The 12364-nt window shown below is 68.0% G+C and carries 6 protein-coding genes and 2 pseudogenes; 1 reads left to right on the top strand and 7 read right to left on the bottom strand.

Annotation, left to right across the window (positions count from 1 at the left end; all coding sequences use genetic code 11):
- Positions 1-32 precede the first annotated feature (32 nt).
- The 5 genes from ABNX08_RS40595 to ABNX08_RS40575 are packed head-to-tail and all read right to left on the bottom strand — an operon-like array spanning position 33 to position 6815.
- Positions 33-848 (bottom strand): enoyl-CoA hydratase/isomerase family protein, encoded by an 816-nt coding sequence (locus ABNX08_RS40595; protein WP_022540369.1) that lies wholly within the window; start codon positions 846-848, stop codon positions 33-35.
- 4 nt (positions 849-852) lie between these two features.
- Complete coding sequence (locus ABNX08_RS40590) at positions 853-2406, bottom strand: AMP-binding protein (protein ID WP_022540368.1); 1554 nt, start codon at positions 2404-2406, stop codon at positions 853-855.
- Positions 2399-2971, bottom strand: coding sequence for a (2Fe-2S)-binding protein (locus ABNX08_RS40585; protein ID WP_022540367.1), 573 nt, complete (start codon positions 2969-2971; stop codon positions 2399-2401). Before ABNX08_RS40585 ends, ABNX08_RS40590 begins: the two co-directional genes overlap by 8 nt.
- A complete protein-coding gene (locus ABNX08_RS40580) occupies positions 2968-3783 on the bottom strand; it encodes a xanthine dehydrogenase family protein subunit M (protein WP_022540366.1) in 816 nt (271 codons plus the stop codon). Before ABNX08_RS40580 ends, ABNX08_RS40585 begins: the two co-directional genes overlap by 4 nt.
- Entirely contained in the window at positions 3780-6815 is a 3036-nt protein-coding gene (locus ABNX08_RS40575) for a molybdopterin cofactor-binding domain-containing protein (protein WP_022540365.1), read from the bottom strand. Before ABNX08_RS40575 ends, ABNX08_RS40580 begins: the two co-directional genes overlap by 4 nt.
- Positions 6816-7081: 266 nt before the next feature.
- Here ABNX08_RS40575 and ABNX08_RS40570 point away from each other — a divergent pair, with 266 nt between their 5' ends.
- The gene (locus ABNX08_RS40570) at positions 7082-8014 is read left to right on the top strand and encodes a LysR family transcriptional regulator (protein ID WP_022540364.1); all 933 of its coding nucleotides are present in this window, start codon (positions 7082-7084) and stop codon (positions 8012-8014) included.
- Positions 8015-8094: 80 nt separating this feature from the next.
- Here the strand turns inward: ABNX08_RS40570 and ABNX08_RS40565 are convergent.
- Together ABNX08_RS40565 and ABNX08_RS40560 are read right to left on the bottom strand one after the other, a co-directional pair.
- Positions 8095-8667: pseudogene (locus tag ABNX08_RS40565) on the bottom strand (SDR family oxidoreductase); the annotation flags it as partial.
- A 110-nt stretch (positions 8668-8777) separates the two neighbouring features.
- Positions 8778-12189, bottom strand: a pseudogene (locus ABNX08_RS40560) (AAA family ATPase).
- Between the last annotated feature and the right edge of the window lie 175 nt (positions 12190-12364).

Here is a 12364-nt window from a genome sequence, read left to right as displayed (position 1 = left end):
GGCAGGCGGGTCAGCCCCGCCTGCGCCCGCGGTCAGCTGCCGCGGAATTCGGGATTACGCTTCGCGTGGAACGCTTCCACGCCCTCGCGGAAGTCATCTGAGCTGCGCAGGCGGCTGTAGCAGTGCCCCTCGAGTTCGATGGCGATCGACAGCGGTGCGTCCTCGGTATCGTTGAGCAGCTTCTTGGCGGTGCGCTGGGCCAGCGGGGAGAAGGCGCGCAGCTCGTCGGCCAGCGCGTCGGTGGCGGCTTCCAGCTCGGCGTCGGCCACGCAGTCCACGGCGATGCCCCACTCGTAGGCCTGGCGGCCGGCGATGCGGCGCGAGCGCATGACGATGTCCTTGGTGCGGCCCACGCCCACCATCTTCTGCAGCCGCGCCGAGCCGCCCGAGCCTGGAATCTGGCCGAGCTTCTGCTCGGGCAGGGCGTATTCCGTGGTGGCAGTGGCGATGCGGAAGTCGCACGCCAGCGACAGTTCGAAGCCCACGCCGAAGCAGTAGCCCCGGTTGGCCGCGATCACCGGCTTGCTGCAGCGCGCCGGCGCTGCCACGTTCCACGCCAGGTTCGACACATGCTCCGGCGACGCCTCCAGGAAGCCGCGGATGTCGCCGCCGCTGGAGAAATGCTTGCCCTGCGCGCGCAGCACGATGACACGCACGCGGTCATCGGCGTCCAGTGCCTCGAACACGGCGCGCAACTGGTCGCGGGCCGCCATCGAGATCACGTTGTAGGGCGGACGATGCAGGATGATGTCCGCGCGCTCGCGGGCCGGATCAATCTCCACGGAAAAGCCGTCGAGATCCTGCAGACGCTGCTGGTCGGGATGGGTCAATGCGAAGGGCTGGGTCATGTCGTTACTCCTTGATGGGGTCGCTGTGGGGAAGAGAGGAAAGCGCGTCGTATTCGCCCGCCGACAGCTTCCGGCGCAGGATCTTGCCGACCGGCGATTTCGGGATGTCGGCGACGAATACGTAGTCGCGCGGGCGTTTGAAGTTGACGAGGTCGGAGCCGCGGCAGTAATCGTCCAGCGCCCCGGCATCGACGCAGCCGCGCGGCTTGACGAAGGCCACCACCTTCTGGCCCCAGCGGGGGTCGGGCACGCCGGCCACGGCCACCTCATCCACGGCGGGGTGCAGGGACAGCACCGATTCGATATCGGCGGGCGAGATGTTTTCGCCGCCGCTGATGATCATGTCGTCGACCCGCCCGGTGACAAACAGGTCGCCGTCGGCGTCGAGGTAGCCGATGTCGCCGGTGAAGTACCAGCCGTCGCGCAGAGACCTGGCATTGGCGTCGTCGCGGTTCCAGTAGCCCTCGAAGGCCTCGTCGCCGCGCAGGTCGGCGATGATCTGGCCTTCCTCGCCGGGCGCGGCCAGCTCGTCGGGTGAGGCCGCGTCAAGCCGCGCCACGCGCAGCCGCGTGTTGAGGCCGGCGCGGCCCGCACTGCCGGGTTTGCGCGCCGCGTGCTGGTCGACGCTGAAGGTGTACACCTCGGACGAGCCGTAGTGGTTGACGAACAGCTCCGGGCGGAACGCCTGCTCGAGCCGGGTGAGCAGCCCGTCGTTCATGGCGGCCCCGGCAAAGCCGAGCTTGGTGACGGTGCGCACGTGCATGCTGTCGAAACCCGGCTCGGCCAGCAGGTCATGGTAGAGCGTGGGCACGAGATAGAGGCAGCTCACGCGATGGTTGACGATGGCCTGCAGCGCCTGCGGCGCGCTCCAGCGCCGCACGCAGACGAACAGGCCATCCACCAGGGCCATGGCCAGCAGGGACCGCACGCCCATGGTGTGGTACAGCGGCATCACCCCCAGCGTCCGCTCGCCGCGCCGGTACAGGTTCTGCGCGACATGCGCCAGCGCGGCCGCGCGTTCTTGCCGGTGGCGGCGTGGCACACCTTTCGGCCTGCCGGTGGTGCCGGAGGTGTACAGCATGAGCGAGATGTCGCCGGCTTCGGCCTGCGTGCTGTCCCGGCGGGGCGTGGCGTGGAGCAGGGTGTCGAACGAGAGCGAGCCGCCCGGCGCGCCGTCCAGTGCGATGCAGGGGATGTCCTGCGCGGCGGGGCTGTCCAGCACGGCGTCGGCGCTGACGGGCTCGAACACCAGCACTTTCACGCCACCGTCGCGCACGCAGTAGTCCAGCTCGTCCGGCTTGGCGCGCCAGTTCAGTGGGACGATGACCACGCCGGCGAACTGGCAGGCCCAGTGCAGTGTGGCCATCTCCCAGCGGTTCTGCAGGATGGCGAGCACGCGGTCGCCCGGCCGCAGGCCCAGGTCGAGCAAGCCTGCGGCCACGCTGCGGATGCGCGCGAGCCATTGCTCGTAGGTCAGCAGCAAGTCACCGTCGACGATGGCGGGGGCGTGGGGGCTGCGCTCCACGCTCTGCAGGAAGGTGCGGCCGAGGTCAAGCATGGCAGCGCTCCTCGGCAACCGGGGCGGCGAGCCGGCGCGTCCGCGCGCGGCTGGCAGCCACGTCGAGCACGGCAGCGACGATCGGCGTGTAGCCCGTGCAGCGGCACAGGTGGCCGGACAGCATGTCGCGCACCTGCGCCTCGGTCGGCTCGGGCACCCGCTCCAGGTAGTCCGCGCACGACATCAGGATGCCAGCCGTGCAGAAGCCGCACTGCAGCGCATGGTGGCGGCGGAAGGCTTCCTGCAGGTCGCCCAGGCCTTCGCGCGGGGCCAGGCCTTCGACGGTATTGATGGCGCGGCCATCGGCCTGCACTGCCAGCATCAGGCAGGAACGCGCAGCCACGCCGTCCACACGCACCGTACACGCGCCGCAGACGCCGTGCTCACAGCCGACGTGGGTGCCGGTGGCGCCGAGTTCATGGCGCAGGAAGTCGGACAGCAGCTCGCGGGGGGCGCACAGGCCGTTGCGTTCGGTGCCGTTCAGGGTCAGGGTGATGCAGTGGCGCTCGTCGCGCTGCATCACGGGGCGCGCACCCTGAGGTGCGCCATTGGGGGTCTTGCTCATCTTGCCTCCTCGATTGCGCGCATGCCCAGTTGCCGCACCAGGTGGCGGCGGTACTGCGCGCTGACATGGGCGTCGTCCTGCGCGCCCAGCTTCCAGCTGTAATCGTTGATCGCCTCGGCCAGCGCCTTGCCCTTCAGGCGTGGCCAGGTCTCCAGCACCGGCCGGTCGGCCACGCCGCCCACGGCCAGCGCAATGGCGTCGTCCGTGACGATGGCGGCGCAGGCCACCAGCGCGAAGTCGCCATGGCGGGCGGAGAACTCCGTAAAGCCGTAGCGCGCGCCGGGCCGGCTCAGGGGGAAGCGCACAGCTTCCACCAGCTCGTCGGGCTCGCGCGCCGTCATCAGCATGCCGCGGAAGAATTCGGCGGCCGGCAGCACGCGGCGGCGGCGCAGCGAGCGCAGCACCACCTCGCCGCTGAGCGCGGTCAGCACCAGCGGCAGCTCGGCGCTGGGGTCGGCGTGGGCGATGGAGCCGCACACGGTGCCGCGGTTGCGGATCTGGAAATGCGAGATGTGCGGGAAGGCGAGCGCGAGCAGCGGCACCTCGTCGGCCAATGACGGGCGCCATTCCACACTGCCCTGCGTGGCGGCGGCGCCCACCACCAGATGGCCGCCTTCCATGCGCACGGTATCCAGGTCACGGGTGCGCGAGATGTCGACCAGCAATTGCGGCTGCGCGAGCCGCATGTTCAGCACGGCCATCAGCGACTGGCCGCCGGCCAGCACGCGGGCATCCTCGCCGGCACGGGCCAGCGCTTCCAGCGCATGCTGCGCGGATTCGGCGCGCAGGTAGTCAAAGGCGGCGGGTTTCAATGACGGACTCCCAGCAGCGCCAGCAGGCGCGCGATCCACCCCGGCTTGCGCACGGGCTTGCCCCCGGCCTGCCGGCCGAGCGATTCGAACAACTGGCGCAACACCACCTTGGCCGCGCCTTCGAGCATGCGGCCGCCGACCGCGGCGACCTTGCCGGACACCTCGGCCTCGTAGTCGTACGTGAGACGGGTGCCGGCGCCGTGCGGGGCCAGCTCGACCAGGCCCGCGCCGCGCGCGCTGCCGAGCGACGACAGGCCGGCGCCCGCCAGCCGCAGCCGGTGCGGCGGCTCCAGGTCGGACAGCGCGATCTCGGCTTCGTAGCGGGCCTTGATCATGCCCACGCCCACGGTTACATCGGCGCGGTAGCGGTTGTCGCCGATGGGCACGAGCGCGTGGCAGCCCGGCACGACATTGGCCAGCGCCTGCGGGTCGAGCAGGACGGCGAAGACGGCCGCGGGCGTGGCGTCCAGGTCGACCGTGCCACGCGCGCTCAGGGCCTTGCCGCTCTTGCCCCCACCCTTACCGCTCGCCGAGGCTGCACTTGCTGCCTCGGCCAGTTCAGGACGCGACGGCGGCGGGTCGTCGAAGCCGATCATCGCCATCACCCTGGCGGGCGTGAGCGGCAGGCGGATGTCGCGCACGCCGAGCGCATCGGCCACCGCGTTGGCGACGCATGGCGGCGTGCTCATGTTGTTGCCCTCGCCCAGCCCCTTGGCGCCGAGCGGTGTGAACGGGCTCGGCGTCTCCAGATGGACGATGAGCGGGTCGGGCACCTCGCACGTAGTCGGCATCAGGTAGTCCGCCAGCGTGCCGGACTGGAAGCTGCCGTCCGGGCCGTAGCGGAATTCCTCCATCAGCGCCGCGCCCAGTCCCTGCGCGAAGGCGCCGCGGATCTGGCCGTCGGCAAGCGCCGGGTTGAGCAGCTTGCCGGCATCGTGCGCGGTCACGTAGCGGTCGATGCGCACGCGGCCGGTAGCGCGGTCGATCTCCACGCCGCACAGGTCGAAAGCAAAGCCGTAGCAGGCGGAGGTGTTGACGCGGTCCTGTTCGTCCGGGGCGTCGAGGTTGGGGGGCGACCAGAACACGGTTTCGCGCAGGCCGGGCTCCTCGCCGGCCGGCAGCAGCTGCGGCGACCAGTGCGGCGCATTGCTGGCCGCGCGTGCAAAGGGCAGGGCGGTATCGGGCGCGCCCCGGCGCTGGATGCGGCCATCCGCGAAGGCCAGTTCGGCGGGGTCGCAGCCCAGGTGCGAGGCCACGATGCGCGCCAGCTTGTCGCGTACGCGCGTGGCCGCCAGGTGCACGGTGCCGGCCACGGCACCGGCGAAACGGCTGGAATAGTTGCCGGCGGCCACGGACCAGGCATCCTTGTGCGTGTCGAATTCGACGTTGACCACGACTTCGCCCGGATCGATGCCGAGCACGTCGGCTACGACCTGCGCCGACACGGTCATGTGGCCCTGTCCCGCCGGCGTGGAAGCGATGGTCACCACCACGCCGCCGAGCAGGTCCACGCTGACCGTGGCGCTGGCGATGGCGCCGTTCTTCGGGCCCGCCCTGCGGCGCGCCTCGGCCGGCGTGGCGGTGGTGATATAGCCCATGTTTGACACCGAGGGCTCGACGATGGCCGCAAAGCCGATGCCGTACAGCCGTCCCTCGGCACGCGCGGCGTCGCGACGGCGCTTCAGCTCGCCGTAGCCACCCGCGTCCAGCGCACGCGACATCGCCAGCTGGTAGTTGCCGGAGTCGAGCAGCGCGCCCGCCGCGGCGCGATAAGGAAAGGCATCGGCGGGCACGAAGTTGCGGCGGTAGACGTCGAGCGGATCCAGGCCCAGCTCCACCGCGATCCGTTGCACCAGCCGCTCCAGCGCGAAGTACACCTGCGGCCCGCCGAAACCGCGCACGAGCCCGGTAGGCGTCTTGTTGGTCAGCACCACGCGGTTGCGCACCAGCAGGTTCGGAATCGCGTAGGCACCGGTCAGCAGGCCATGCATGCGGTAGAAGGTGGCGGGCTCCGGGGCACGAAGGTAGCCGCCGCAGTCCTCAAGCTGGTCATATGAGAGAGCGACAATCCGACCGTCCGCCTCGACCGCGGCTTCCAGGGTAGAAAGCCGCGCGGTAGCAGAAGTGGCGGCGCTCAGGTGCTCGAGCCGGTCTTCCACCCACTTAACCGGCGCGCCCGCCTTGCGCGAGGCGAGGCACATCAGCACCACGTAGGGAAACACCGCCTGCTTGACGCCGAAGCTGCCGCCCGAGTCGCGCGGCGCGACATGGCGCAGGCGGTTGGCCGGGACCTGCAGCGCCATTGCCATGACGGCGTGCAGCGAGAACGGCCCCATGAAGTTGGAAGTGACCTGGTAGCCCTCGTTGGCCGGCAAGTGTTCGGCAATCACCACGCCGCACTCGATCGGCGTGCAGGTGTTGCGCGGGTAATGGGCGGTCAGCGCCACGCGGTGCGGCGCGGCGGCAAAGGCGGCCTCGGGGTCGCCATAGCGGAAATGGCGGTCGCTGGCCACGTTGCTGCCGAGGCCGGAATGCAGCACGCTCGCGTCGTCGGCAACGGCGGCTTCGATCGACACCACCGGCGGCAACACGCGGTACTCCACCCGCACGAGGTCGAGCGCATCCTCCGCCAGCGCGCGGCTCTCGGCCACCAGCACGGCTACCGGCTCGCCCACATAGCGCACGCGCTCCATGGCCAGTGCCCACTGCTCCATCGGCGCCTTCACGCCTACCACGAAGGGCCTCGACCAGCCGGGCAGATCGGCCCCGGTCAGCACGGCATGCACGCCCGGCGCCTTCAACGCGGCGGCGTAGTCGATGGCGCCAAGTTCAGCGTGCGCGTGCGGCGAGCGCAGGATGGCGGCGTGCAGGGTGCCGGGCCTCACGCCCAGGTCGTCGGCATAGCGTCCACGACCGGTCAGGATGGCGGCGTCCTCGACGCGCTGCATCGGGCGGCCAACGTGGGGCGCACGCCGGATCTCCTGTGTCTCCTGAACCGTGCCGGTCGTTTCGCCAGCATCGAATCTCTTCATTTGCGACTCCGTGTTGCGAGACGGTCTCGGGCCGGGAGGCCAGCGGAACCGTTCAACGTCAAACGGAGATTAGAGAGATTCCGATATAACGACTAATATTGTTTTTTGATCCGCGTAATCAAATATTATGATGTCTAGATAAATAGACTTCCGCCTGATGACCCCGGAGAGCGAGAAAATGAACTGATTTCGCGCAGCGCCACGGTTGCGTCTGCCATCATGGAAATTGATGTGGTTGCCGTACTTCTATTGATATCTGCCTGCACATGGACCTCAAGCAAATCCAATACTTCATCGCGCTGTTCGAGGACGGCTCCGTCACGCGCGCCGCCAAGCGGCTGAACATCGTGCAGCCGGCGCTCAGCATGCAGATCGCACGGCTGGAAGAAGAATTCGGTCAGAAGCTGTTCGAGCGCATCCCGCACGGCATGGTGCCGACTGCTGCAGGTCGCATGATGTACCGTCTGTTCCTGCCCATCGTGCGTGACATCGCCGGCGCTCGGCAGCAGATGATGCAGCGAGAAGAGCAGATGGCCGGCCGCATCACGCTTGGCATGGTGGCGTCCGAGACGGAGAGCGTGCTGGTGGATTCGCTGGCGCGTTTCAACGCGCGCTATCCGAACGTAGAGGTATCGGTCGCGGACGGCTTCAGTACGGCTCTGATCGATCTGGTTTCTGCCGGCCAGCTTGACGCGGCGGTGGTCCATCGCCAGCGCGGCCGGCTGGCGCTGCAGGTGCAGCCGATGCACGACGAGGAAATGGTGCTGGTGACCAGCGCAGAGCACGGCCCGGACCTGCCGGAATCCGTGGAGATGGCAAAGCTACCGGCACTGGAGTTGGTGCTGCCGACCAAGCGCCATGGCCTGCGCGTCGTGCTGGACACGGCCACGCAGGCGCAGGACGTAACGCTTGCGCCGAAGTTCGAGATCGACATCCTCGGCACCATCGTGCGGTTCGTGCAAGCCACGCGCTTTGTCACGGTGCTGCCGCGCATCGTGGTGCAGCGCGCAGTGGAAGATGGCCGGCTGCGCATGCATACCATCGTCGCGCCGCGTATCGTCCGGCATCTGGTCTGCGTGAGCCATCCGCAACGGCCGTTAAGCACGGCCACTGAGGCGTTTATCGCCATCGTGACCGAGGAAATCAGGCGGGTTTCTGGGATGGAGCAGGCTCCGATCGAAGGCGGTAGCCTGAATTAGCGATGCGTTCCCAAGCCGATCCGGTGCCGCTCCTGCGTGGCCTGCGCGGCCACGCGCCCCTACGCGATAGGGTGGCAGCCTCAGACTACCATCGGCGTGGTAGCGCCATCGATCGACAGGATGGAGCCCGAAATATAGCTGGCGCGTGGCGAGGCGAGGAACAGCACGGCGTCCGCCACCTCTTCCGGCGTGGCCAGGCGGCCCAGGCCGGTGCGCGCGTGGGCGCGCGCGAGCGCCTGCTCCACTGTCATGCCGCCGATACGCGCATCCACTTCCATGCCTTGCTGCAGGCGCTCGGTATGCGTAGCCGACGGATTGATCGCGTTCACGCGCACACCCTGCTTGCCGTAGGCATTGGCCAGTCCGGCGCTGGCCAGCATCAGTGCAGCGTTAGCTGCGCCACCCGCGAGGTGGGCGGGGTTGGCCATCTTGCCACCCATGCCCACGATGTTGACGATGGTGCCGCGCCCTTGCTGCGCCATGCGCTTGACCACCGGGTCAATCACATTGATGTAGCTGAAGTACTTGGCGGTCATTGCTTCCTGCCACAGCTGTGGGGTCAGCTCGTCCGGCGGCCGGCGCTTGGCCGCGCCGGCGGAGGTCACCAAGATGTCGATGCCGCCAAGTCCTGCCACCGCTTCTTCCACCGCGCGTGCGGCCTCGGCGGTACCGTCACCTTAGACCTCTGCATCCGACTCCCCCAAACTTCTTTCCACTCCCAGAATTAACGATCCTCTACACCTCCTGCACAGCTGGGACCACTTCAGTCGAGCTCGGCGAGCAGCGCTTTAGCCTCCTGTAGATCCGCAGTGTCGAAGCCTTCGGTGAACCGGCCGTAGCTCTTGGCCAGCAGCTTGCGGGCATCGGTCCCCTTGCCCTGCTGCCGCCATAGTCGGCTTAAGGCCATCACCGCGCGCAGCTCCAGCGATCGGGAGTCCTGGCGGCGAGCGATCGCAATCGCCCGCTGGAAGCAGGCCTCTGCCTCGTCCCGGCCAGCGCCCGCCTCGCCCCCGCCGCCCGGCTGCAGCAGCATCAGTTCCCCCTTGAGCCGATTCAGCTCCGCCTCGAACACGCGCTCCTGCGTTCGCTCTACCACGGCCAGCGCCTCGGCCAGCATCTGCAGCCCTGCGTCGGCCTGTCCAGCTTTCCCGTAGGCTTCGGCCAGCAGCGCGAGGAAATGCGTTCGCCAAATCTCCGCCCCGGTGGCCCGGAAGGCGCTCAAGCCCTGTTGCATCCGTTCGATGCCTTCCGCCGTGCGTCCCTGCGCGACCAGCGCCCAGCCCGAGAGGATGGTTCCGTAAGCTAGCCAGAACGGGAAGCCGTGCTCGGTCGCGAGGGCGAGGAGCGCTTCCGCCAACTCACGCATTGGTTGGGTTTCGCCACGGTGCAGACGAAGCTCGGTGGCGTAGATCAGGGCAGTGGCCGAGGCAGGAGGGTGGGACAGGGTCTGCGCTAGGGCGAGCGCCTCCTGGCTGCGCTTAAGAGCTTGATCCGGATAGCCGAGCAGCCACAGATCCATGGTTACGATGGCCAGCGCCAGCACGCTGGGCTCCAGGAAGACGGCTGGCGACTGGTACTGCCCAGGGGCATAGAGCACCAAGGCCTGCTCCAGCTGCGTACGGGCAGCGCCCAGCTCGCCGAGAGCGAGCAAGCTGGTTCCCAACACCCGATGCGCTTGTACCAGCAACGCAGGGTCCTGCGCCTTTTGGGCCATCGTCAGGAGTTGCTCCCCCAGCTCGCGTGCGGTCTGCAGCTCCCCAAGGGCTAAGAAAGAATTGCGCAGCCCCATCAAGGCGGGGAAAACCTGGATCGTCTCCTCCCCGAGCTGCCGACACAGCGTCAGGGCGCGGGTGTAGGTCGCCTCCACTTCCGGGGCAGCAAATCCCTTGGCGACCATCCAGGCCGGGCCGAGGGTGATCTGCAGTGCGAGTTCCTGCCGTGTGCGCTCGGGACCATCGGGCAAGGTCTTGAGCAAGGCCAGGGCCGTGGTCAGGTGGGTGACCGCTTCGGCATTGGCGGAGCGCTGCACCGCCTGGCGGCCGGCGCAGTGCAGGTATTCCACTGCCTTGGGCGCGTTGCCGCTGCGGCTGAAGTGATACGCCAGCTCGCTGCAGTGCTCCTCGATCTGGGTGCCAAACAGGGCCTCGATCGCCTGGGCCGTGCGCTCATGCAGCGCACGACGCCGCTCGCTTAGCAACGAGCCGTAGGTCACCTCCTGGGTCAGCGCATGCTTGAAGCTGTACTCCACCTCCGGAAACGCCGGCTGCTCGTAGATGAATTCCCCGGCTTGCAGCCGCGCCAGCAGGCTCTTCGTCGTGTCCTCTGGCTGCTCGACGACGCGCGCGAGCAGGCTCCAGGGAAATACCTTGCCGATCACCGCCAGGGTCTGCAGCAGGACTTTCTCGGCCGGCTGCAGGCGGTCGATGCGGGCGGCGAGAACCCCCTGCACGGTGGCCGGGATTTGCAGCTTGCCCGGGACCTGTTCGAGCCGGTAATGCCCGCGCTCGCCGCGCAGCACCTGCCCCTCGACCAGTTCCTGAACCACTTCCTCGATGAAGAAAGGATTGCCTTCGGTCTGCGCCAGGATCCGGTGCGCGAGCGGGGCGAGTCCGGCGGCGTCGCCCAGCAGGGCGCGCAGCAGTTCCCGAGCTTCGGCTTCGCCCAGAGGGTCCAGCCGCAGCTGGGTATAGTAGCTCTTGCGGCTCCAGTCGTGCCGGTACTCGGGCCGGTAATTGACCAGCAGCAGGATTCGGGCGCTGGCCACGCTCTCGCCGAGAACGCCGAGGAAGGCCTCGGTCTCACTGTCGAGCCACTGCAGATCCTCAACGATCAATTCCAGCGGCTGTGCCAGGCTCTCGCGCACCAGCAGCCGCTTGATCGCCTCGAACGTGCGTTGCCGGCGGACTTGGGCGTCCATCTGCGCCAGCGCCGAGCTCGGTTCGGCGGCCCCCAGCAGGTGGAACAGATAAGGCAGGCTGTCTTCCAGCGCGCGGTCCAGGGTTAGCACCTTGCCGGTAAGCTTCTCGCGCCGCCGGCGCTCATCGTCCTGCGCCGTGATCTGGCAGTAGTTCCGTAGCAACTCAATCAGCGGTAGATACGGATAGGCCTTGCCGTGCGAAACCGAGAAGGTTTCGAGCACCAGGCAATCGCGCGACGCGAGCAGCTTAAACTCATGGCATAGCCGCGACTTGCCGACCCCTGGCTCGCCGACCAGGCCGACGATCTGGCCACGTCCAGCCTGCGCCCGCGCCCGCGCTTCGCGCAACAACTCTAGTTCACTGGCGCGGCCGACAAAGCGCGCCAGCCCGCGGCTGGCTGACACCTGCAGCCGGGTGCGCAGCGGGCCGAGACCGAAGACTTCGAATACCGCCAGCGGCTCGGGCAGCCCCTTGATCGGCATTGCGCCGAGCGGCCTGAACGCGAAATAGCCTTCGGCCAGGTTGTGGGTATGTACGCTCGCGATAATCGAGCCGGGCACGGCGATGCCCTCCATGCGCGCAGCAATGTGGATCGAATTGCCCACCGGATCGTAGTCGGTGTGCAAATCCTTGATGTGGATCGTGCGCACCACCACTTCGCCGGAGTTGATGCCGACGCGGATCTGCAGTGCGATGCCCTGGGCGGTACGCACGCCGTCAGCGTATTGGCGCATGGCCTCCTGCATGCGCAGCGCCGCCAACAAGGCCCGCTGCGGATGGTCTTCGTTGGCGATGGGCGCGCCGAACAGCGCCAGGATGCCGTCGCCCATCGACTTGGCCACATAGCCTTCATAGTGATGCACGGCCTCCATCATCAACGCCAGCACCGGGTCGATCAGGCGGCGCGCGTCTTCGGGATCAAGATCATGGATCAGCGCGGTCGAGCCGGCCATGTCGGCGAACAGTGCCGTGATCATTTTGCGCTCGCCGTCCGCAGCGCCGCGGGCTTCCATCTCCGCCTGCGCCGCGCGGATGCGCTCTGCCAGATAAGGCGGTGTGTAGTCGATGGGGGGTGCTGGGTGCAGGTGCCGTGACGGGCGGCGTTGCGCTCAACGCCGCGCCGCATTCGCTGCAGAACTTGGCGTTCGCCGCCGCCTCTTGCCCGCAGGCCGCGCAGACGCGAACAAGCTTGGCGCCACATTCCTCGCAGAATTTGGCGCCTGTCGGATTTTCGAACCCACAGCTTGCACAGCGCATAGGGCTTAACCCCGTTTCCGGCCAGCAAGAATCACAAGTAAATCTTATCAGGACGGGCAAAGGCTCGTCGAATAAGCTGCATGGTGCTCGCGCGCCGCGGGAGTTCCTGCCGGTGCGCTCGCATCCCGCTCAAACGCCGAACTTACGGGACTTGCAGTGTACAACGCTAGCAGCC

Source organism: Cupriavidus sp. DF5525, from assembly GCF_040149425.2.
GTDB lineage: Bacteria > Pseudomonadota > Gammaproteobacteria > Burkholderiales > Burkholderiaceae > Cupriavidus > Cupriavidus pickettii_A.
Note: the sequence above shows the minus strand (reverse complement) of the source record. Positions and strands in the feature narration are given on the sequence as shown.